The organism is Streptomyces sp. NPDC004629 (assembly GCF_042873595.1).
Taxonomy (GTDB): Bacteria; Actinomycetota; Actinomycetes; order Streptomycetales; family Streptomycetaceae; genus Streptomyces.
In genome coordinates, this window is sequence record NZ_JBIALO010000012.1 from 283,780 (window position 1) to 305,564 (window position 21,785).

General features: G+C 69.7%; 21 protein-coding genes and 2 pseudogenes. 9 read left to right on the forward strand and 14 right to left on the reverse strand.

The features are described from left to right. Nucleotides 1–263: 263 nt before the first annotated feature. The 5 genes from ACFYTE_RS20770 (at nt 264) to ACFYTE_RS20790 (ending at nt 4,778) form a co-directional block, all read left to right on the forward strand. On the forward strand, nt 264–491 hold the full coding sequence (locus tag ACFYTE_RS20770) for a hypothetical protein (RefSeq protein WP_388712193.1): 228 nt from the start codon (nt 264–266) through the stop codon (nt 489–491). A 654-nt stretch (nt 492–1,145) separates the two neighbouring features. After that, entirely contained in the window at nt 1,146–1,937 is a 792-nt protein-coding gene (locus tag ACFYTE_RS20775) for an IPT/TIG domain-containing protein (RefSeq protein WP_388712196.1), read from the forward strand. A gap of 148 nt (nt 1,938–2,085) precedes the next feature. Beyond that, nucleotides 2,086–3,078, forward strand: a complete 993-nt coding sequence (locus ACFYTE_RS20780) for an IPT/TIG domain-containing protein (RefSeq protein WP_388712200.1) — start codon at nt 2,086–2,088, stop codon at nt 3,076–3,078. 57 nt (nt 3,079–3,135) lie between these two features. Next, nucleotides 3,136–3,885, forward strand: coding sequence for a DNA repair protein RecO (gene recO / locus ACFYTE_RS20785; protein WP_388712203.1), 750 nt, complete (start codon nt 3,136–3,138; stop codon nt 3,883–3,885). A 53-nt stretch (nt 3,886–3,938) separates the two neighbouring features. Then, nucleotides 3,939–4,778, forward strand: coding sequence for an isoprenyl transferase (locus tag ACFYTE_RS20790; RefSeq protein ID WP_388712206.1), 840 nt, complete (start codon nt 3,939–3,941; stop codon nt 4,776–4,778). Between the two features lie 380 nt (nt 4,779–5,158). On the opposite strand, the gene ACFYTE_RS20795 is transcribed toward ACFYTE_RS20790, so the two are convergent. From ACFYTE_RS20795 to ACFYTE_RS20810, 4 genes are all read right to left on the reverse strand, one after another. Then, a complete protein-coding gene (locus ACFYTE_RS20795) occupies nt 5,159–5,569 on the reverse strand; it encodes a Fur family transcriptional regulator (RefSeq protein WP_388712208.1) in 411 nt (136 codons plus the stop codon). 61 nt (nt 5,570–5,630) lie between these two features. Beyond that, nucleotides 5,631–6,533 (reverse strand): metal ABC transporter permease, encoded by a 903-nt coding sequence (locus ACFYTE_RS20800; RefSeq protein WP_388712211.1) that lies wholly within the window; start codon nt 6,531–6,533, stop codon nt 5,631–5,633. Next, the gene (locus tag ACFYTE_RS20805; RefSeq protein ID WP_388712214.1) at nt 6,533–7,318 is read right to left on the reverse strand and encodes a metal ABC transporter ATP-binding protein; all 786 of its coding nucleotides are present in this window, start codon (nt 7,316–7,318) and stop codon (nt 6,533–6,535) included. The genes ACFYTE_RS20800 and ACFYTE_RS20805 overlap by 1 nt, the downstream gene beginning before the upstream one ends. 26 nt (nt 7,319–7,344) lie before the next feature. Continuing rightward, on the reverse strand, nt 7,345–8,304 hold the full coding sequence (locus tag ACFYTE_RS20810; protein WP_388712217.1) for a metal ABC transporter substrate-binding protein: 960 nt from the start codon (nt 8,302–8,304) through the stop codon (nt 7,345–7,347). 160 nt (nt 8,305–8,464) lie between these two features. Between ACFYTE_RS20810 and ACFYTE_RS20815 the strand changes: the two genes are divergently transcribed. Continuing rightward, nucleotides 8,465–9,847, forward strand: coding sequence for a glycine--tRNA ligase (locus ACFYTE_RS20815; protein ID WP_388712220.1), 1,383 nt, complete (start codon nt 8,465–8,467; stop codon nt 9,845–9,847). A gap of 640 nt (nt 9,848–10,487) precedes the next feature. Here the strand turns inward: ACFYTE_RS20815 and ACFYTE_RS20820 are convergent. Together ACFYTE_RS20820 and ACFYTE_RS20825 are read right to left on the reverse strand one after the other, a co-directional pair. Further along, the gene (locus tag ACFYTE_RS20820; RefSeq protein WP_388712223.1) at nt 10,488–11,261 is read right to left on the reverse strand and encodes a hypothetical protein; all 774 of its coding nucleotides are present in this window, start codon (nt 11,259–11,261) and stop codon (nt 10,488–10,490) included. A gap of 168 nt (nt 11,262–11,429) precedes the next feature. Beyond that, nucleotides 11,430–12,491 carry a chitinase gene (locus ACFYTE_RS20825; RefSeq protein ID WP_388712226.1) on the reverse strand — a complete coding sequence of 354 codons (1,062 nt, stop codon included), beginning with the start codon at nt 12,489–12,491 and terminating at the stop codon, nt 11,430–11,432. A gap of 170 nt (nt 12,492–12,661) precedes the next feature. On the opposite strand from ACFYTE_RS20825, the gene ACFYTE_RS20830 reads away from it, so the two are divergent. Together ACFYTE_RS20830 and ACFYTE_RS20835 are read left to right on the forward strand one after the other, a co-directional pair. Next, entirely contained in the window at nt 12,662–13,672 is a 1,011-nt protein-coding gene (locus tag ACFYTE_RS20830; RefSeq protein ID WP_388712229.1) for an aldo/keto reductase, read from the forward strand. Nucleotides 13,673–13,698: 26 nt separating this feature from the next. Further along, the gene (locus ACFYTE_RS20835; protein WP_388712232.1) at nt 13,699–14,295 is read left to right on the forward strand and encodes a TetR family transcriptional regulator; all 597 of its coding nucleotides are present in this window, start codon (nt 13,699–13,701) and stop codon (nt 14,293–14,295) included. A gap of 43 nt (nt 14,296–14,338) precedes the next feature. Here the strand turns inward: ACFYTE_RS20835 and ACFYTE_RS20840 are convergent, their stop codons facing one another. Beyond that, entirely contained in the window at nt 14,339–14,557 is a 219-nt protein-coding gene (locus ACFYTE_RS20840; protein WP_388712234.1) for a hypothetical protein, read from the reverse strand. Between the two features lie 131 nt (nt 14,558–14,688). After that, nucleotides 14,689–16,116, reverse strand: a complete 1,428-nt coding sequence (locus ACFYTE_RS20845; RefSeq protein ID WP_388712237.1) for an MFS transporter — start codon at nt 16,114–16,116, stop codon at nt 14,689–14,691. Nucleotides 16,117–16,217: 101 nt separating this feature from the next. Here ACFYTE_RS20845 and ACFYTE_RS20850 point away from each other — a divergent pair. Beyond that, nucleotides 16,218–16,436, forward strand: a pseudogene (locus ACFYTE_RS20850) (XRE family transcriptional regulator); the annotation flags it as partial. A 101-nt stretch (nt 16,437–16,537) separates the two neighbouring features. Here ACFYTE_RS20850 and ACFYTE_RS20855 read toward each other — a convergent pair. From ACFYTE_RS20855 to ACFYTE_RS20880, 6 genes and pseudogenes are all read right to left on the reverse strand, one after another. Beyond that, nucleotides 16,538–17,464, reverse strand: coding sequence for a hypothetical protein (locus ACFYTE_RS20855; protein WP_388712240.1), 927 nt, complete (start codon nt 17,462–17,464; stop codon nt 16,538–16,540). Between the two features lie 59 nt (nt 17,465–17,523). Beyond that, entirely contained in the window at nt 17,524–17,979 is a 456-nt protein-coding gene (locus tag ACFYTE_RS20860; RefSeq protein WP_388712243.1) for an NUDIX domain-containing protein, read from the reverse strand. Between the two features lie 206 nt (nt 17,980–18,185). Further along, on the reverse strand, nt 18,186–18,338 hold the full coding sequence (locus ACFYTE_RS20865; protein ID WP_388712246.1) for a hypothetical protein: 153 nt from the start codon (nt 18,336–18,338) through the stop codon (nt 18,186–18,188). Between the two features lie 459 nt (nt 18,339–18,797). Then, a complete protein-coding gene (locus tag ACFYTE_RS20870) occupies nt 18,798–19,967 on the reverse strand; it encodes a helix-turn-helix domain-containing protein (protein WP_388712249.1) in 1,170 nt (389 codons plus the stop codon). 1,479 nt (nt 19,968–21,446) lie between these two features. Continuing rightward, nucleotides 21,447–21,629, reverse strand: coding sequence for a hypothetical protein (locus tag ACFYTE_RS20875; RefSeq protein ID WP_388712252.1), 183 nt, complete (start codon nt 21,627–21,629; stop codon nt 21,447–21,449). 68 nt (nt 21,630–21,697) lie between these two features. Then, a pseudogene (locus ACFYTE_RS20880) lies at nt 21,698–21,785 on the reverse strand (IS5/IS1182 family transposase); the annotation flags it as partial.

Genomic DNA, 21,785 nt, shown 5'->3' on the forward strand with positions numbered 1-21,785 from the left:
CGACGGGTGCCGCCGGTCTCAACGGTGCGACGGGTGCGACCGGCCCCACGGGCGCCGATGGCGTGACGGGCCCGACCGGTCCCACGGGCGAGACCGGTTTGAACGGTGCGACGGGTCCCACCGGTCCGACGGGTGCTGACGGCGTTGTGGGTGCCACGGGTCCGACGGGTCCCACGGGGTCTGACGGTGTCGCCGGTCCCACCGGTCCCACCGGTCCGACGGGCCCCGCCGGCACCACGCAGACCCAGGCGCTGAACTCGCCCTTGAACCCGCAGACGATCCCCGCCGGCGGCACGATGACGCTCCAGGGAGGTGACTGCAGCACCCTCGGGTCCTTCATCGCCGTCAGCGGCGGGGAGACCCAGGTGTCGGGGTCGGGTCAGGTGCAGACGCTCACGAGCACTCCCGGTACCGCCTGGACCATCACCGTCACCAACCCCGGCGTCGACCCCGCGACCGTCAACGTCGTGTCGCTCTGCCAGCCGATCTGATCCAGCTGATCCCGAACGAAGAACAGAAGAGCAAGCGGTCCGTGCCGCCCCGCCTGTCCGGTGGGCGGCACGGACCGCTTTTTGCGCTCGGTCGGACATCGTGAAACGCAGTAGTATTTTCGGACTTCGGTGCGCCGGAGCATTTTTTCGGGCCGTTCGCGCAGGTGGTACGCCTGTGGCAGCCGACGGCCGTGCGCTGCTCCGAATGAGCGAATCGGTTGCCATGCTCTTGCGGTGACGGTCACTCAGATGGATTACTGAGTTTTGTCAGGTTGACTGAGTCATCCGCCCCGGCGCTCGGGCCATCCCGCTCCCTCTTCGGAGCCGTCAGCGGGACACCGCGCCTTCGGCGCCTCCCCTCTTCCTTCCTCGTCACATCCTCACCGTTGAACCGGCTCGGGACGAGCCGCAATTCCGTTGGGGCCGCGGAAGTCATGCACGGGGGCACTTACCGCCCCCGCTCCGCGCATCTGCCCCGCATACGACCCGGCCCGCACGAGCATGCGCCGACGCCGGGCACCGCATCGTTCAACCGCCCCGGACGGGCCGGCGTGCCCTGGCATGCCCTGTCCGCCCGAACACCCGTGGCTGACAAGACCGTTCGGCCAACGCCATCGCCGCCCGCTCACGCGGCCAACCGCGAAAGGAACCATCATGGCAACCATCACCTCGATCAGCACGGGCAACCCCGGCTCCGCCGGGCAGCTCATGACGATCAACGGAACCGCCCTGTCGACTGCCACCAGGGTGAACTTCGGCAACAAGTCGGCCCCCGCGACCGTCGTCAGCGGTACGCAGATCACCTGCACCATCCCGTCGCTGTGTGCCGGGCAGTACAACATCAACGTCACGGCCGGCACGTCGACCACCAACTCCCTGCCGTTCTTCTACGCCGCCACCCCGGCCGTCGCGGCCGTGGCGCCCAGCACGGGCCCGGCCAGCCCCGGCACCGTCACCGTCAACGGCAGCGGCTTCCTGAACGCCACGGCGGTGACCTTCGGCGCCGTCGGTGCGGGCACTGCACTGACCGTGGTCAACGACAGCGAGATCACCGTCACCGCGCCCACGCACGGCGCCTTCACCGGCTGCCAGGACACCGTCGACGTCACCGTCGCCACCCCGGGCGGAAGCAGCACCACGAGCGTCGCCGACCAGTTCGTCTACTACAACGCTCCCGCCGTGACCAGCCTCAGCCCGGCCACCGGGCCGGCCGGAACGAACGTCACCGTCACGGGCACGTGCCTCGACACCGTCGTCGACGCGACCTTCACGCCGACCGCCGGAGGCGCCGCGATCTCGGCGGACAGCTTCACCTCCGTCTCCGAAACCCAGCTGATCGTCGTCGTCCCCGCCGGCCTCACCGCGGGCACCACCTACGACCTTCAGGTCATCACCCCCGGCGGCACCAGCGCCATCGTCGCCGGCGACGTGTTCACCGGCGCCTGACCCCCACCCGCCCAGGGCCGCCGATCGCCCCTTGCCTTCGCGACGGCCGCCCTGGGCACGTTCTCGGGAGCGCACCGGACCGCCGTGCCCCGACCAACATCTGGCCGGGGCACGGCGTCCTCGCTCCGGTACGTGGAAAGGAGCACCCATGGCGCCGACCATCACCGGCCTCAGCCCCGCCCAGGGACCGGCCGCGGGCGGTACGCCCGTCACGCTCACCGGCAGCGGCTTCACCGGCGCGACGGCGGTCAGGTTCGGAACGAACCCGGCACAGTTCAGCACGCTCAGCGACACCACCATCTCCTGCACGACCCCCGCCGGTTCGGGCACGACCGCCGTCACCGTCACCAGCCCCTCCGGCACCAGCAATAGCGTGACCTTCACCTACCTGCCCGCCCCGGTCATCAGCTCGATCACCCCGTCCCAGGGCCCTGCCGCCGGCGGGAACAGCGTCACCCTCACGGGCACCGCACTCTCCGGCGCCACCGTCATGTTCGGCAGCCACAGCGCCACCGTCACCGGCAACACCGGTACCCAGATGACCGTCCAGGCGCCCGCCGGCCCGGCGGGTGCCGTCAGCCTCACCGTCACCACGAACGGAGGCAGCAGCACCCCGGTGGCCTACTTCTACGTCGCCCTGCCGACCGTGGGCAGCGTCTTCCCGGCCCTGGGGTCGACCCTGGGCGGCACCACGGTGACCATCACGGGCAGCAATCTGACCCTCGCCAGCGCCGTACGCTTCGGCTCGCGCACGGCCTCCGGCGTCAGCGTCGTCTCGGACGGCCAGATCACCGCCCCGGCCCCGTTCGGTTCCGGAACCGTCAGTGTCACCGTCACCACGCCGGGCGGCACGAGCCTTCCCGGGGTCGGCGATCCCTACTTCACCTACGTCGCACAGCCGGTCGTCACCAGTCTCAGCCCCAACCAGGGGCCGGCCACCGGCGGAAACAGCATCACCATCACCGGCAGCAACCTGACGCACACCGACGGCGTCACGGTCGGCGGCACTCCCGCCGAGTTCGTCACCGTCTCCGACACCAATGTGGTGGCCGTCGCGCCCGGCGGCACCCCCGGCACCGTCGCCGTCACCGTCCACACCCCGGGCGGCTCCAGCAGCGCCGGCTACCAGTACACGGCGTGATGCGTCGTCATCGTCACCCCGACCGCCCGCACCCACCGCGTGCGGGAGAATGGGCGCATGACTCTGTTCCGCGACGACGGCATCGTGCTGCGCACCCAGAAGCTGGGCGAGGCGGACCGGATCATCTCGCTGCTCACGCGCGGCCACGGACGGGTGCGGGCCGTGGCCCGGGGCGTACGGCGGACGAAATCCAAGTTCGGGGCCAGGCTGGAGCCGTTCTCCCACGTCGATGTGCAGTTCTTCGCGCGCGGCAGCGAACTCGTCGGCCGCGGGCTCCCGCTGTGCACACAGAGTGAGAGCATCGCACCCTACGGTGGCGGGATCGTCACCGACTACGCCCGCTACACCGCCGGGACGGCGATGCTGGAGACGGCCGAGCGGTTCACCGACCACGAGGGTGAGCCCGCCGTGCAGCAGTATCTGCTGCTCGTCGGTGCGCTGCGCACGCTCGCCCGCGGTGAGCACGCGCCCCACCTCGTCCTGGACGCCTTCCTGCTGCGCTCCCTCGCCGTCAACGGCTACGCCCCCAGCTTCGGCGACTGCGCGAAGTGCGGTATGTCCGGGCCGAACCGGTTCTTCTCGGTCGCGTCCGGCGGTTCCCTGTGCGCTGACTGCCGGGTGCCCGGCAGCGTCGTACCCTCGCCGCAGGCCCTCGTCCTCCTCGGCGCGCTGCTTACGGGAGACTGGGAGACCGCGGACGCGTCCGAGCCGCGGCACGTCCGGGAGGGGAACGGGCTGGTGTCGGCCTACCTGCACTGGCACCTGGAGCGCGGGCTGCGCTCACTCCGGTACGTGGAAAAGTCATAGGCACGGCGTCGGCGCCGGCGGTGCGGACACCGTAGTAGGGAGACGAGAAGCACATGGTCGTACGCGGGATCCTGGGGCGCCAGCGGCGCGAGTACAAGGCGCCGGAGCCGCACCCGTCCGGTGCCCGCGCGCCGAAGCTCCCCGGCGAACTGGTCCCCGAACACGTGGCCATCGTCATGGACGGCAACGGGCGCTGGGCCAAGGAGCGCGGGCTGCCCCGGACCGAGGGGCACAAGGTCGGCGCGGAGCGGGTGCTGGACGTGCTCCAGGGCGCGGTCGAGATCGGCGTCCGCAACATCTCCCTGTACGCCTTCTCCACCGAGAACTGGAAGCGCTCGCCGGACGAGGTCCGCTTCCTGATGAACTTCAACCGCGACTTCATCCGCAAGACCCGCGACGAACTCGACGCCCTCGGCATCCGGGTGCGCTGGGCGGGCCGCATGCCCCGGCTGTGGAAGTCGGTCGCCAAGGAACTCCAGGTCGCCCAGGAACAGACCAAGGGCAACGACCTGCTCACGCTGTACTTCTGCATGAACTACGGCGGCCGGGCCGAGCTGGCCGACGCGGCGCGGGCGCTGGCCGAGGATGTGCGGGCCGGTCGGCTCGACCCCGCCAAGGTCACCGAGAAGACCATCCAGAAGTACCTCTACTACCCGGACATGCCGGACGTCGACCTGTTCCTGCGCCCGAGCGGCGAGCAGCGCACCTCCAACTACCTGATCTGGCAGAGCGCCTACGCCGAGATGGTCTTCCAGGACGTGCTGTGGCCCGACTTCGACCGCCGTCACCTGTGGCGAGCCTGCGTCGAGTTCGCCTCCCGCGACCGGCGCTTCGGCGGCGCGATCCCCAACGAACAACAACTGACCACGAAGCCCAACCACCCCACTCCCTGACATCCCCCTCGGACGAGTGCCGTCGGGCTTGCGGTCCGGGGTCAGGTGCGGGCGTGTCGTGGCCGATCGCGCAGTTCCCCGCGCCCCTGGGTCGGCTGCGGCTGGCCAAGCCCGCAGAGTCGGCCCTGATCCGCCGCGGGTGATCGCCGTTGGGTTTGCGGTTTGGGGTCAGGTGCGGGCGTGTCGTGGCCGATCGCGCAGTTCCCCGCGCCCCTGGGTCGGCTGCGGCTGGCCAAGCCTGCAAGGCCGGAGCCGCCTGCTGGGCTTGCAAGCGCGGATGGCTGCAACCCCCTAAGAGGCGCGGGGAACTGCGCGATCAGCCCCCACCGACCCGCACCCGGCAACAATCCCGCACCCGAAACGGCGCGACCCCCACCCGCTCAACCAGCGGCGCACTCCGCACAGGTCCCAAAAACCTCCACCGTATGCGCCACATTCACAAACCCGTGCTCCGCCGCGATCGCCTCCGCCCACTTCTCCACCGCGGGCCCTTCCACCTCGACCGCCTTGCCGCAGGTACGGCACACGAGGTGGTGGTGGTGTTCGCCGCTGGAGCAGCGGCGGTAGACCGACTCGCCGTCGGAGGTGCGCAGGACGTCGACCTCACCGGCGTCGGCGAGGGACTGGAGGGTGCGGTAGACCGTGGTCAGGCCGACCGAGTCGCCCTTGTGCTTCAGCATGTCGTGGAGTTCTTGCGCGCTGCGGAACTCGTCGACCTCGTTCAGGGCCGCCGCGACGGCGGCCCGCTGACGGGTCGAGCGGCCCTTCACGGGCGGTCCAGCGGTCGTCACCGGTTGCCTCCTCACAGTTCTGCGTCTGCCGGGCCATTGTGCCAGTCCGGCCCGTGCGCAGTCAGACGCCGACTTCGTCGCCGGCCCCCCGGGTGACCGGAATCGAGCACTCCGCGGGGTCCCCGGGAGGCTGCGCGGCGGCGAGCGCCCGGGCGCGGCGCCGGGCCAGCGGCGTGGCCAGCGCCGTCAGCAGCATGAACGCGGCGATCGTCAGCAGCACGATGGTCGCGCCCGGCGGCACGTCCTGGTAGTACGACGTGATCGTGCCGCCGATCGTCACGGTGACGCCGAGGGCGACGGCGATCGCGAAGGTGGCCGCGAAACTCCGGCTGAGTTGCTGGGCGGCGGCCACCGGGACCACCATCAGCGCGCTCACCAGCAGCAGCCCGACCACGCGCATGGCGACGGTCACGGTCACCGCCGCGGTGATCGCCGTCAGCAGGTTCAGCGCCCGCACCGGCAGCCCCGTGACCCGGGCGAACTCCTCGTCCTGGCTGACCGCGAACAGCTGGCGGCGCAGCCCCAGGGTGACCAGGACCACGAACGCGGCCAGCACACAGATCGCCGTGACGTCGGACTGCGACACGGTCGACAGCGAGCCGAACAGGTACGACGTCAGGTTCGCCGTGGAGCCCGTCGGCGCGAGGTTGATGAACATGACACCACCGGCCATGCCGCCGTAGAAGAGCATGGCGAGGGCGATGTCGCCGCGGGTGCGGCCGTACCAGCGGATCAGCTCCATGAGGACCGCGCCGAGCACGGAGACGGCGGTGGCCATCCACACCGGCGAGGTGGACAGCAGGAAGCCGAGGCCGACGCCCGTCATCGCGACGTGGCCGATGCCGTCGCCCATCAGGGCCTGGCGGCGCTGGACGAGGTAGATGCCGATGGCGGGGGCGGTGATGCCGACCAGGACGGCGGCGAGCAGGGCCCGCTGCATGAAGGCGTAGTCGAGGAAGTCCATCAGCTCAGCAGTCCCGTGCGGATCGGATCGGCGCCCGCGGGTGCGTGCGGGTGCACATGGTCGTGGCCGGGCAGGGCGTGCTGGCCGACGGCCCGGGGCGGCGGGCCGTCGTGCAGTACGCAGCCGTCGCGCAGGACGACCGCCCGGTCGATCAGGGGCTCCAGCGGGCCGAGTTCGTGGAGCACCAGCAGGACCGTGGTGCCCTGTGCGACCTGGTCGCGGAGCGTTCGGGCGAGCACTTCCTGGCTGGCCAGATCGACGCCCGCCATCGGCTCGTCCATGATCAGCAGTTCGGGTTCGGCGACCAGGGCGCGGGCGATCAGGACCCGCTGGTGCTGGCCGCCGGAGAGGGCGTTGACGGAGTCCTTCGCCCGGTCGGCCATGCCGACGAGGTCCAGGGCGCGGTGCACGGCCGCGCGGTCGGCCCGGCCGAACAGTCCGAACCGGGTGCGGGAGAGCCGGCCTGAGGCGACGATCTCGGTGACCGTCGCGGGCACCCCGCCGGCCGCGGTGGTCCGCTGCGGTACGTAGCCCACGCGCCGCCAGTCCCGGAACCGCTCCCGGTCCGTGCCGAACAGGTCGATCTGCCCGGCGCTGAGCGGTACCTGCCCGATGACGGCGCGGATCGCGGTCGACTTGCCGGACCCGTTCGCGCCGAGCAGCGCGACGACCTCACCGCGGTGCACGGTGAGGTCGATGCCGCGCAGGACGGGGCGCGAGCCCAGCTCGGCGTGTACGCCGCGCATCGATATGACGGGCTCGTCCTTGACGTCGTCGACGCCCATGCCGTCCTCCGTAACGATCGGAACGATCACTTGCCGCCCAAGGCGGTCTGCAGCGCCTTGAGGTTCGCCTCCTGGACCGAGAGGTAGTCGTCGCCCCGGGACTGGTCCGTGATGCCCTCGATCGGGTCGAGGACATCGGTCTTCAGCTGTGCGTCCCGGGCGATGGTCTTCGCGGTCTTGTCGCTGACGAGCGTCTCGTAGAACACGGTGGTGACGCCGTCGGCCTTAGCCATCTTCTCAAGGTCCTTGACCCGGGCTGCGCTGGGCTCCGACTCGGGGTCGAGGCCGTTGATGGCCTCCTCGGTCAGGCCGTAGCGCTCGGCGAGGTAGCCGAAGGCGGCGTGCGTGGTGATGAAGACCTTGGTCTTCGTGTTCGCCAGGCCGTCCTTGAACTGCTTGTCGAGATCGTCGAGCTTCTTGACCAGGGCCGCGGTGTTCTTCTTGTAGTCGGCGGCGTGGCCGGGGTCGGCCTTCTCGAATGCCGTGCCGACGCCCTCGGCGACCTCGGCGTAGCGCACCGGGTCGAGCCAGATGTGCGGGTCCTTGCCGCCGGACTCCTCGCCCTCGTGGGCGTCGTGTTCGGCCGCGTGCCCGCCGACCTCGTTGCCGTGCTCCTCCAGGGTGGTCAGGGAGGCGGCGTCGATCTTCGTCTTGATCTGGGACTGGGCGACGGCGTCGTCGACGGAGGGCTGGAGGTTCTTGAGGTAGAGCACCGCGTCGGACTCCTGGAGCTGCGCGGTCTGCTTGGCGCTGATCTCCAGGTCGTGCGGTTCCTGGCCGGGCTGGGTGAGACTGGTGACGTGGACGTGGTCGCCGCCGATCTGCTCGGCGAGGAAGGCCATGGGGTAGAACGACGCGACGACATCGAACTTGCCGGTGTCACCCGCCGCGGCGCTGTCGCTGGAGCAGGCGGAGAGGGTGGCTATGCCGAGGGCGGTGGCCGCGGTCGCCGCGGCGGCGGGTATCAGGCGTCGTCGTACGTTCATGACAGTCATTTTCAGCAAATATGGAAACGGTTGTCAACAAGCTCCCCGGAGATGCTGAGGGGCCCACCGATTTGGTCGAGGGGGAGCCTGCGCCGGTAACCTGAGGCATTCGCTGGAAGCATCTCGCTTCGTCGCCCGTCGTCGTAATGAAGAGAGCACCGTGGCCGCCGACAAGATCGACACCATCGTCAGCCTGAGCAAGCGCCGTGGCTTCGTATTCCCCTGCAGTGAGATCTACGGCGGCCAGCGTGCCGCCTGGGACTACGGGCCCCTGGGTGTCGAGCTCAAGGAGAACATCAAGCGCCAGTGGTGGCGCTACATGGTGACGTCGCGCGAGGACGTGGTCGGTCTCGACTCGTCCGTCATCCTGGCCCCCGAGGTCTGGGTGGCCTCCGGCCACGTCGCGACCTTCACGGACCCGCTGACCGAGTGCACCGCCTGCCACAAGCGGTTCCGTGCGGATCATCTGGAGGAGGCGTACGAGGCCAAGCGCGGTCGCATGCCCGAGAACGGCCTCGCGGACGTCAACTGCCCCAACTGCGGCAACAAGGGCCAGTTCACCGAGCCCAAGCAGTTCTCCGGCCTGCTGTCCACCCACCTCGGCCCGACGCAGGACTCCGGCTCGGTCGCCTATCTGCGCCCGGAGACCGCCCAGGGCATCTTCACCAACTTCGCCCAGGTGCAGACCACCTCGCGCCGCAAGCCGCCGTTCGGCATCGCGCAGATGGGCAAGTCGTTCCGCAACGAGATCACGCCGGGCAACTTCATCTTCCGCACCCGCGAGTTCGAGCAGATGGAGATGGAGTTCTTCGTCAAGCCGGGCGAGGACGAGAAGTGGCAGGAGTACTGGATGGAGCAGCGCTGGAGCTGGTACACGGGCCTCGGCCTGCGTACGGAGAACATGCGCTGGTACGAGCACCCGAAGGAGAAGCTCTCCCACTACTCCAAGCGCACGGCCGACATCGAGTACCGCTTCAACTTCGGCGGCAACGAGTGGGGCGAGCTTGAGGGCGTCGCCAACCGCACCGACTACGACCTGGGTGCCCACTCCAAGGCCTCCGGCCAGGACCTGTCCTACTTCGACCAGGAGGCCGGCGAGCGCTGGACGCCGTACGTCATCGAGCCGGCGGCCGGTGTCGGCCGCGCGATGCTCGCCTTCCTGCTCGACGCGTACGTCGAGGACGAGGCGCCCAACGCCAAGGGCAAGATGGAGAAGCGCACGGTGCTGCGGCTCGACCACCGGCTCGCCCCGGTGAAGGTCGCCGTGCTCCCGCTGTCCCGCAACCCGGAGCTGTCCCCGAAGGCCAAGGGCCTCGCCCAGGCGCTGCGCCAGCACTGGAACATCGAGTTCGACGACGCCGGCGCCATCGGCCGCCGCTACCGGCGCCAGGACGAGATCGGCACGCCGTACTGCGTGACGGTCGACTTCGACACGCTGGAGGACAACGCGGTCACCGTCCGCGAGCGTGACTCGATGAAGCAGGAACGCGTGTCGCTGGACCAGATCGAAACCTACCTGTCGGCCCGCCTCCTGGGCAGCTAGCCCCTGCCGGGGGCCCAGCACCGCTCTGGGCCCCGCCCCGCTCCGAGGCCCACCCCCGCTCTGGGAGACCACCCCCGGGGGATGCCGCCCCCAGCCCCCCCGCTGGGTGGGGTGGCCCCCTTCGGCCTCTGCTTGTTGCGGGGCTGGGCTGTGCTTGTGAGTGCTGGTGCCCCCAGCCCCCGCTGGTGGGCCTGGCCCCTTTCGGCCCGTGCCCGCGGGGGCTGCCGCCCCCGGGCCCCCGCGCGTTGGCCGGCCCCCTTCTACCTCTGCTCGTGGGGGCTGCTGCCCCCAGGCCCACGCTGGTGGGGCTGGGCCCTTTCGGGCCGTGCTCGCGGGGCTGGCGCCCCCGGCCCCCCGCCCGGGCGGCTGCCCCTTCGGCTTCTGCTTGCGGCCCCGGGCTGTGCCGGGGGCCGGCGGTCCCGGGCCCGCGCTTCCAGGTACTGCCGGGTCCCGGCCCTTCTCGTGGGGGTTGCCGCGCCGCCGGGGCGGGACCGATGCGAGGGCCGTACTGAGGGGCGCCACCCGGCAAACGCCGGGCGGGCACGCTAAGCCCGTCCGGCGTTTGAGGACGAGGCCGTCCAGGCCGACGCGGCGGGCCGGCATGAGCATCGCGTTCCTGTGGTAGTCCGGCCACTTGGCCTCAGTGGGGTGGTAGTTGGGTGTAGGGCTTGTAGGTGTAGTGCGCGGTGAGCGCGATGGTGTTGCCGGTTGGGGCGGGCAGGCCGAGCCGGTCGTTGAGTACGCGGCCCAGCGGACCGCAGTGGTCGGCGGCCGGGACGCCGAACGAGTCGTCGTACGCGCCGAACCTGATGACCGGCGGATCCGCGGAGATCCGCTCGGAGCCGCCCGTGCGCTTCAGACGCAACTCGACGGGGGTGTCGCCGCCCAGGGCGCAGCCTTTCGGCAGCAGCAGGCCGAGGGCGCGGAAGCGCAGCGTGAACAGGCCCAGGCTGTCGCCGACGGAGTAGAAGTCGGACCGGCCGCCGTACTCCGGCCGCAGGGAGAGCGAGAGCGCTCGGCCGTGGTCCGCCGCGGGCGTCCCGAGGATGCCGCCGGGTACCGCGGTCGCGGCGCCGCGCAGACCGCCGAAGACCTGACCGGGGCTGCCGTCGGGCAGCGGGCCCTCCGCGTGGGTGATGGTCATCGGCGCCAGGTCGGGGATCGTCCGGCTGCCGAGGGTCAACGAGCCCGTGGCGGTGAGGACTTCGCAGCGCCACCGGGCCGGGTCGGCGCCGGCCGGGAGGTCCGGGCAGTCGCCGAAGTCGAACGTCGGGACGGGGCCCGCGGGCGGGTCGGCGGCGAGCGCGGGGGCCCCGGCCGCACCGACGGCCGCCGTGGCGAGCACGGCGGCGGCGGCGAGTCCGGCGGCCCCGCGCCGGACGGTCGAGGAGCGCTGGGCAGCGGTGATCTTCATGGGCCCAGCCTGCCGCCGCACACGCCCCGGCGACATCGGGAGAACCCCCGCCCGACCCCGAGTCGCACCCTGACCCGGAGTCAGGGTGCGACCCCGGGCCTTCTCAGGGGACCGGCCTGTCTCCGGATGTCCCCGCACCTCGCCTGTGCCCGCCGGGCCCCGCCGGGGTCAACGGCCCTGGAGTGACTTCACGTTGTCGCCGAAGGTCCAGTTCTTCGCGCCGTCCCAGTTGATCGACCAGGTCATCAGGCCCTTGAGCGAGGAGCCGTAGTGCTGCCACGCCTGGGAGACCAGCGACGGTGACAGATAGCCGCCGCCCGCCCCGGACTGCGCGGGCAGGCCCGGCACCTGCTTGTCGTAGGGCACCTTGATCGTCGTGCCCTGCACCACCAGGCCCCGGTTGAGGCAGTCGGTCTGCGCGGTGAAGCCCGCCACCGTGCCCGCCGCGTACGAGTCACCGGAGCAGCCGTACATGCTGCCGTTGTAGTACTGCATGTTGAGCCACCACAGGCGCCCGTTGTCCGCGTACTTCTTGATGACGGGCAGATAGGCGCCCCAGATCGAGCCGTAGGTGACGCTGCCGCCGGTGACATAGGCGGTCTCCGGGGCCATGGTCAGGCCGAAGTTCGAGGGCATCCGGGCCAGGATCCCGTCGATGATGCGGATCAGGTTGGCCTGGGACGTGGAGAGTTGGCCGATGCTGCCGCTGCCGACCAGGCCGGTCTCGATGTCGATGTCGATGCCGTCGAAGTTGTAGGTCTTCAGGATCGGGACGATCGTCGCGACGAACCGGTCGGCCACCGCAGTCGAGCTGAGGTCGATGCCCGCGGTCGCGCCGCCGATGGAGAGCAGAATCGTCTGGCCGGCCGCCTTGGCCGCGCACATCTCCGCCGGTGTGGCCACCTTCACGCCGGCGTCCATGCCGTCCTCCCACAGCGCGGTGCCGTCGGAGCGGATGACCGGGAAGGCCGCGTTGATCACGTTGTAGCCGTGGGCCGGGATGCGGGAGTCGGTGATGGGGGTCCAGCCGAAGGGCGGGTGCACGCCGTTGGCGGAGCCGTCCCAGTTCTCCCAGTAGCCCTGGAGGACCTTCCCGGCCGGGCGTGACTTGACGGCGCAGGTGTCGGCCGCGGACGCGGTGGGGGCGGCGGCGACCGAGAGCGGGACGAGGACGGCCGCGGTCAGCGCGGCGGCGAGCAGCCGGAGTCGGCGGCGGACACGGCGGGTCATGCGAGGCCTCCCGGTGGGGGTGCGGTGAGGTGTCGTAGGCATGACAGTGCTGGTGGTCCAGACCTTTCGTCAAGAGGTCTGGACCAAAAACGGTTGCCGAGGGGCGGATGAGGTCAGATGACAGCTGACAGATATTGAAATCTGTCAGCTGTCATGTCAAGGTGGGGTGCATGACGACGCACACCCGAACCCTCGGCACCACCGGCCCCCAGACCTCGGCCCTCGGCCTCGGCTGCATGGGCATGTCCGCGATGTACGGTGAGGTGGACCGGGCCGAGTCGATCGCCACCATTCACGCCGCCCTGGAAGCGGGCGTGACCCTGCTGGACACCGGCGACTTCTACGGCATGGGCCACAACGAGATGCTGATCGGAGAGGCGCTGCGCACCGCGCCCCCGGCCCGCCGCGAACAGGCCCTGATCAGCGTGAAGTTCGGCGCGCTGCGCGACCCGGGCGGCAACTGGAACGGACACGACGGCCGGCCGGCCGCCGTGAAGAACTTCGCCGCCTACTCGCTCCAGCGCCTCGGCGTCGACCACATCGACGTTTACCGCATCGCGCGCCTCGACCCGGACGTACCGATCGAGGAGACCGTCGGCGCCATCGCCGAACTGATCGAGAAGGGCTACGTCCGGCACGTCGGCCTGAGCGAGGTCGGCCCCGAGACCATCCGCCGGGCCGCGGCCACCGCCCCGATCTCCGACCTCCAGATCGAGTACGCGATCATCACCCGGGACATCGAGCGGGAGATCCTGCCGACCACCCGCGAACTGGGCATCGGCATCACCGCGTACGGCGTGCTCGCGCGCGGCCTGATCTCCGGCCACTTCACCCGGGAACGACAGCTCGGCGCGAACGACTTCCGTGCCCACTCGCCCCGCTTCCAGGGCGACAACCTGCGGCACAACCTCGACCTCGTCGAGGCGCTGCGGCAGATCGCCGAGCGCAAGGGCGTCAGCGTCGCGCAGATCGCCATCGCCTGGGTGCTCTCGCGCGGCGAGGACATCGTGCCGCTGGTCGGCGCCCGCACCCGGGAGCGGCTGACCGAGTCGCTGGGCGCCCTCGATGTGACGCTGGAGGCGGCCGACCTGGCGGCGATCGAGCAGGCCGTACCGGCGAACGCGGCGGCCGGCACCCGCTACCCGGCGGCGCAGATGGCACACCTCGGCACCGAGCAGTGAGCGCCGGGCCGGGTACGGTCTAGGCCATGGCAGCGACCGGCGAGACCCTGACCAGCGAGCGCATCCTTGAGGCCACCGAGGAGGTGCTGCGCCGCCACGGCCCGGCGAAGGCCACCGTGGTGGACGTGGCACGCGCGCTCGGCGTCAGCCATGGCACCGTCTACCGGCACTTCCGCACCAAGGCCGCGCTGCGGGAGGCGGTCACCAAGCGCTGGCTGGACCGCACCTCGGAGCTGCTGGCCGGCATCGCCGCCGCGGAGGGCGATCCGGAGGCACGGCTGCGTGACTGGCTCGCCGCGCTGTTCGCCGCCAAGCGCCGCAAGGCGGGCCTGGACCCCGAACTGTTCGCCACCTACACCGTGCTGACCGACGAGAACGGCGGGGCGGTCGCCGCGCACCTCGCCGACCTGACCGCCCAGCTGACCCGCATAGTCCAGGACGGCGTCGCCTCCGGCGGCTTCACCGTGGCCGACCCCGCCACCGCCGCCCGCGCCGTCTTCCACGCCACCGGCCGCTTCCACGATCCCGCCCATGCGCGGGAGTGGGAGCGGCCGGGCATCGAGGACGAGTTCGCCGCGCTCGTCGACCTGCTGCTACGCGGCCTCAGATCACCTTCACACTGACACCGACGAGCAAACCCGGCCGGCCGCCCCGCACGGCGTACCGTCAGGGGGTGGGTGGGGTGTTCGCCGGGTCCACCGTTGCCTGGTGGGCCTCGGACAGATGGTCGGCTGCCTTCAGCCAGGGCAGAAACTGCACCCCTTGCCGCCAGCCGCAGGTGTCACACGTGATCGTGCGCTGCGCTCCCGTGCGCTGCACCCTGACCACGTGCTCCCGGCCGTGCTGATCCCAACGGCTCACCTTGCTGGTGTTGCTCTGCGGCATGACGTCTCCAGCGTCCGTCCACGGGGAGGGCTGTGCGGACCGTGCAGCAAGGAGTGTGCAGGAAGACCAATATCAACAGGGTGTCCTTCACGGCGAGTTGGCCAAGCCGTGTCCTGCGGGCCCGGCCCCGCTCAGCCCACCGTCCGGGGCAGCCGCAGGCTGAGCAGCCCGGTCAGGACCACCCCGGCCAGCTGTGCCAGGAGCGTCATGACCAGGGCGTCGCGCATGCCCTGGTGCGGCACCAGCGACAGGAACAGGGTGCCCAGCGTGGCCACGCCCAGCGCCAGCGCCGACTGCTGCGTGGTGACCATCACCCCGCCGCCGACCCCCGCGCGGGCGGTCGGCACCTCGGACAGCACGATCCGCATCACGACCGGGAGTTGCAGCGCCTGCCCGGCCCCGGCGACCGCGGCCCCGGGCAGCAGTTCCACGAAGCCCAGGTGCGGCCAGTCCCGCCAGGCGGTCAGCGCGAGCAGCGCCACCCCGACCCCCTGCACCAGCGCGCCCGCGGTGACCACCCGGCTGCCGTGCCGGGCCACCAGACGCGGTCCGGCCAGGGACGCAAGGAAGAACGCCACCGCCATCGGGGCCAGCGCCAGCCCGGCCTGCACCGGACCGAGCCGCGCACCGCTCTGCAGCGCCACCGCGATCACGAACATGAAGCCGCTGAAGCCGATCGAGAACGGCACGAGCAGCACGAGGCCGCGGCGCAGCGAGGGCAGCGCCAGCAGACCCGGCGGCACCAGTGGCGTACGGCCCCGGCGGTCGGCCCGGCGTTCCACCGCGGCGAACGCCCAGGCCGCGCACGGGAACGCGGCCAGCGACAGCCATGTCCACAGCGGCCAGCCCGCGGCCCGGCCCTCGGTGAGCGGGGCGAGCAGCGTCAGCAGGGACACCGCGAGCAGTACCGTGCCGGCTCCGTCGACGGGTTCGGGGTGCTGGGAGCGGGTCTCCGGGACGGTGCGGGCGGCCAGCACCAGGCCGACGAGCACGACCGGTACGTTGACCAGGAACACCGAGCGCCAGCCGGTGCCCGCGATGTCGGCGGCGACCAGCACCCCGCCGAGGATCTGGCCCGCGACCATGGACAGGCCGGCCGTGGCGCCGTACAGGCTCATGGCCTTCGCGCGGCGCGCGCCCGTGGTGGACGCCTGGATGGTGGCGAGCACCTGCGGGAGCATCGCGGCGGCCGAGGCGCCCTGCGCGACCCGCGCCGCGACCAGGCTCCAGGCGCCCTGCGCGAGCCCGCACGCCAGCGAGGTCAGGCCGAAGGCGGCCATGCCGCCGAGGAAGAGCCGCCGGCGGCCGAACAGGTCGCCGAGCCGCCCGCCGAGGACCAGCAGCACGGCGTAGGCGAGACCGTACCCGGCGACGACCAGTTCGAGGAGCGCCTCGCCCGCGGCGAGGTCCCTGCCGATGGTGGGCAGGGCCACGTTGACGATGAAGAAGTCGACGAGCGGCAGCGCCGCGGCCAGCAGGACGGTGAACAGTCCCAGGCCGCCGAGCGCCGGTGGCGCCGACGGGGACCGGACGATCGGGGTCGTGACGGTTTCGGTCATGACGCCGAGCCTGCGGCCCCGCTCAGGGGGGTACCAGAGTGTTCTTATCCTGGTAGCGGAACTACCCGGCAACAGGATCCGTTCGACGGCAGACTGGAGGCATGACGAGCATGGCGCAGGAGACGTCCGCCCCGCCCGCCCGGGGCGCGGAGATCCGCCGGCACGAACTGGCCGCGTTCCTGCGCAGCCGCCGCGAGCGGATCACCCCGGAGCAGGTGGGGCTGCCGCGCGGGGTGCGCCGCCGCACGCCCGGACTGCGCCGCGAGGAGGTGGCCCAGCTCTCCGCGGTCGGGGTCACCTGGTACACCTGGCTCGAAAGGTACACCCCTCGGGATACGTGCCGGGTGACGTTCGCCTGAGCAGCACAGAACCCCGCCGCACACCACGTGAGGGAGTGCACGACGGGGCCAGTGGGGACCACTCAGGCGGTCAAGCCAGGGTCGAAGTACCCCGACGTTCGGAACAGTCCCGCGAAGGTTCCGGGGCCGTGCCGTTCGTCCAGCCACGTCCCCAGCGCTGTCACGTCGCCGCTGACGATGGCTGCGAGTAGACGCGTGTGGCACTTGCTTTCTTCCCCAGGGGCGAACTCCTCCAGGAAGTGCGAGTACCGCCGGTTAACGCCTCTCTCGTAACCACTGAGCGCCGCCGCGTACCGGGTCTGTTCTTCGCTTTCCGGCACGTCCACCACGCGCGCCGCGTCCTCCTTCGTCAGCCTCCCTGTCACGTCGCGGAACGCGAGTGCGCCGAGAACGTCTGAGGGCTCCGTGACCCCGAATCGGTCGGCCGTCTCCCGTGTGATGGAACGCGCCTCTTTGTCGCACGCGCCTTCCATGACGATTCCGAGATTCCGCGTGTGCGGGGTTCCGCGCTGATCGGCGGCCGAGTAGGACTGTCCAGTTGTGCGGCGGTAGTTGATCCCGTACTGAGTGCGGACGGGCACGCCTGCAACTTCCACGTACCGCCGACGCGATCCGTAGTGAAGGCAGTCATGGGCGTACGCCCGGAGCAGGTCTAGCAGGGCCAGCGCGGGGCGCTCGGGATTCGGACGTTCCATGGGCCCGTACATCGTGATGACCGCCACCATTTGAAGGTGCCGATATCCCTGGTCCGGGTGGTGGAATCCGCCGAAGGCACCGGTGCGGGAGGAATCGCAGCCGACCAACACGCGGTCAAGCGGGAGCATCTTCGCCAGTCCGTACCCGGCGTACCGGCGCTTGGCCCTTTCGACGCCAGCATGGAAAAGCGTGGTGTCGATTCCGTCGGCCGCCCACCGACTGAGCATTTCCGAGAGGGGCCGGAACATGTGCTCCGAGTGCCTGTCCGAGAGAGGCGACGCGTCGGCACGCATAGCCGCTAGCGCCGCCATGGCTTTAGCGCCGCTGACGGACTCGTTCGGCGCGAGTTCCGTTAAGTCGGCGCGCCCGACTTGATGAGCTGAATGTGGGACTCTTGCATCCCCTCCGGGAGCGCGTCCGGGCTGAACCATTTCGCCTCCAGAATCTCGAAGCTGTCTAGCTTGAGAGTTCCGCCCACGCAAAGAGCCTCGTACGCGATCTCTACGCGGAGCTTGTAGCCGCTGGTCACCTGAACCAGCCGCCCCGGAACGACGTCAAGACCGGTTTCTTCCCGGACCTCTCGAACGATGGTCTTCGGGAATTCTTCGCTCTTGATTGCGTAACCGGTAGGAAGTCCCCATGGCCGGTCAGCGGGCCACATGCGGTGCTTAAGAAGCAGGACTTCCCCCGCCTCGTTACGCACCACACCCGTCACGCCGATCATGAATTTGGCGTGAGCGAACCACAGGACGCGCCATTGCAGAGGGCCGCGAATGAGCTTCCACACTCGGGCAATGATTCGCTTCATACGCACCCTTTCGGTAGGGCAAGCGTTGGACGCGCTTGCGATGCTGGCTCAACCTATGTCGTGGGGTGCGGGTCACGCCCACGCTTCTGCGGACCCGCCCCGGCCGCTCGACCTGTCCAGGGTTTCCACCACCGAGGCGGGCGCTTGCGCCTCACCCGGCCGTCACGCCTCACGGGAATGAGAGGGCGTCACAGCCGGGCGAGGGGTCAATGGGCCGCGCGCTCGTGCTGTGACTCTTCAGCGGCCGGAAGGGGCGGGATCTCCCGCTTCCCCTCGTTCAGGTCCAGGCGGCGCACAAGGGCCACGTCCTGGAAGGTCCGGGCGAACGTCGGGTGACCCGTCCGGCCGGTGTGGGTCATCTGTGCAAGATCAGCCGCCTTGAGGTCCGCCGTCGCTGCCAACGTCCAGCCGCAACCCCCGTCCAGACAGCGGGCCGTGACCGTGATCTCTCCTCGCCTTGATCATGCGGGCGCAGAGCCGGTCAACCTCGTTCGGGGGCTTGTACTCGGTGGTCTCCCACTGCTCCCCGTCGCCGTCCAACGGGGAGAGTGTCACCGTGCCCGTGGGGCCGTCCCAGCCGACAGCCGTACCAACCATGCCCCGATGGGTGTCCTTGACCAGCACGCCAAGGCCAGGGACCCATACGCGTTCTATCCCTGACGACGCGTCGGCAAGATCCCGCCTGCGCTGTCGGTCTGCGTCTGACCTGTGAGCCATAGTCGGCGTCCCCTCGGTGGTCCGATGCATCCACCTTGGAACGCCAACTAGCGTTTGTCTGTGGCACTTTGGATACCCGCCAGCGAGAAGTGCCACAACGCCTACAGGGGCAGACCCACCACGTCGGCCATGGCCCGCATCTCCGCTGTCAACGTCCGCCGCCCGCTGATCACCCGTCCGAGAATGTCACGGGCGTAGCGCTGGTTCGGCAGCCACTCGGGAGAGTCGGCGTTGATCTGTTCCAACTTCCCAAAAGCGTCAGCATAGTTGCCTGTCTTCGCGTACGCGTCGGCCACGTCCAGCAAGTGACGGTTGCGGTTGTTGCTCGTGGGCTTGAGGGCGAACACGGGAACGCGATCAGCGATGCGCAACACCATGTCGGGCCGGTCGATGACCCCAGCGTTCTCCGCCGCCTTGAGCTTGACCGTGGTTGGCCCGAACGTCCGCAGGAAGTCGTTCTCCGGTGCGTACTCCCGACCCAGGGCGACGGCTGCCGCCGTGGCGAACTTCAATGCGTCCTCAGCCTCTCCGGGCTGGGAGTTCCGGACGGCCGCAGCGGATACCCGGAGCAGCATCCAACCCCACGAGGACAGCTCGGCCGGGGTCGCGCGGGACATGCGGGGCTCGATCTCGTCGGCCCACTTCACCGCGAGGTCGTATGCCTTGCCCAACTCCCCCTGACGCAGCAGCAGCCAGCACAGCGTGTTGACCGTGGCTGCACCCTCCATACGGTCCGCAGAGTCATCTAGGGCGCGCTCTAGGGCCGTCTCTGCGGCCTTGAACTGGCGCGTCTGGACCATGAGCCATCCGGCGAGCTGCAAGAGCCGCACGCGGACGCTACGGCCTTCGGGGCCGAGTGCTTCGGCGTCTCTCAGCAGGGGCGGCAGCATCACGGACAGGGCGGCGAACTGATCCCCCGAAAACAGGGGCTCTGTCTCGCGCAGTGCCGCCCGCACCCCGCTGACGGTCGGTGGTTCGTCGTCCAGGCCCGCCACAACCGGGGGGCGCTCCAAAGAGCTCCTGACGGCCGCCCACCGGTCCACCGTCCCCGCGTCGGCATCCTCCGGATTCGGTCCACCCGCAAGCCGCATGGTGGGCACCCTGAGTGCGTGCGCCAACTTGCGCAGCGTCTCTAGCCGCGCCGTCTCCCGCTCGCCCTGTTCGAGCTTCCGGATAGCCGAGAGCGACACCCCCGACGCATCCGCCAACTCCCGCTGAGACAGTCCGCGACGCTTGCGGACTTCCTTGACCCTCTGCCCCGCAGTGCTCATGGGTTGAGCGTACGCCCGGCGGGTGGCCCCGGACACGGCGATGGCCCCGCAGCCGGCCCCCAGGGAGGGAGTGGCCACGGGGCTCAGGCGGCACGCATGGCAAGCTGACGATGCTTCATGTTACTGAATAGTAACATTCTCGATATGGCCAACCGTCTGACCACCCCCAAACGTTCGGGGGTGGTCATCACGGCCGCCCGTACGCGTCGTACAGCGCGAGTCGAACGCTACGAACCTCGCGACCATGGGGCCCCATCGCGTTGAGCCCAGCGAACAGAAGGGCGTCCGTCGCCATGTCCCGCCCGAACGCTGCGCCACCGGCCAGAAAGGCGGTCAAGGCAACTTCCAATTCTCGGCAGTCTCGCGAGCAGTGGGCCCGCTGACCTCCCCGAGGTTTCAGTTGCGTCATCCTTTCGCACCCGGCCCGCCTGCATTTACGCCGTTCAAGCATTCTCACTCCCCGACAGCGCATGGTGTCGCTCAGCACAGCGGGCCGACCAGTGGAGCGCGGGCAAGTGCAGAACTGACGATTCAAGCGGCGGCATACCGAACCCGATAATCCGCGCCGAGTACAGCGGGAAGTGTGAGCGGTAGCTGTTCCGAAAACCCAACTCCCGGAACCAATCTTGGTGTCCGGGTAAAACCCACGCTTACAGTGATCGCACTCGCGCTTAGCCAGTAGCTCATAGTTCATGGCGGTGATGCGCTTGTGTGTCTGTCGGCAAGCATTCCCGCAGTAGCGTTCCTGTTGGTCTGACAGCGCGCGGGAGCAGATCACACAGTGACTTTCCTGCGCCTGCCACGGGTAGTAGCCCATATTTGTTCCTCCTTGGTAGGTCGGGAGGTGTGACGTTTCGCAGTGCAGACGACACAGTCACCCTGGGACTAACTGACTTCTCCACGGTTCCCGGTGCATACTGTGTCTTCTACATTCAGAAACGTCACACCTACATAAAAGAAAGAAGAATTAGAGACCGGCTCAGCCCTCCCGCTGTAGCCGTTCCTTACGTGCGCGGTACGCGGCGCGGTCCTTGCAGCGGCGCGAGCAGTAGACGGCCGGACGGCCGATTCCCTTGTCTGGCACGGGGTTTGTGCACTCGGGGCCAGCGCAACCACCGACCGGGAACAGTGCGGCGTTAACTACTTCCAGCGCTTCCACTAGTGCCGCGTGCACCTCATGCGCTGTCGGGGGGCCGGTAGGTACTGCGTCGTAGGCCAGCGACTCGGCCCGCTGAATAGCCACGCGGATTGCGTCGTAACTCCGCTTATTGGCAGGGCGGTTCCGCGTAAGTCCGTTGTAAGTCGGCTCGGTCATGGCTTGATTCCTCTCAAGTCCGCTAAAGGGGTGGGGTGGTTCCGCGCAAGTCCGCGTAAGGGACAGCGGTTACGGGTTCATTCCGCGTAAGTCCGCGAAATTAGGCCAGAGAAAACCCCTGCCAGGAAGTGACGGGGGCTCCCTCCGGGAGGGTGACGGAACGTCTATGCGGGGCTCTCGGCGTAGCCGACCAGCAGCGCCAACCGGGCCGCCTGTAGGTCGGGAGAGTTCCCGAGGTTCTTACGGAATGCGCGAACGAGTCGGCCGCGCTTGGTCGTCTCCTCGCTGGCCCATGCGTCCATTCGGGCGCTGAGCGTTTCAAGGTCAAGGGTGTTTGTGATCGGCACCGCGTACCTCCTCGCTGTCTCTCCTGTAAGCGGTTCCGGTCTCCACGAGGTGTGCCAGTTAACAGCGGCTAACACAATGAGCTGAGTTGTCGGTGGGTGATGAGGCAGCAGGCGAGTTTGAGGAACGCCTCGTGGATGTCAGCTCGCCGTTCCCAG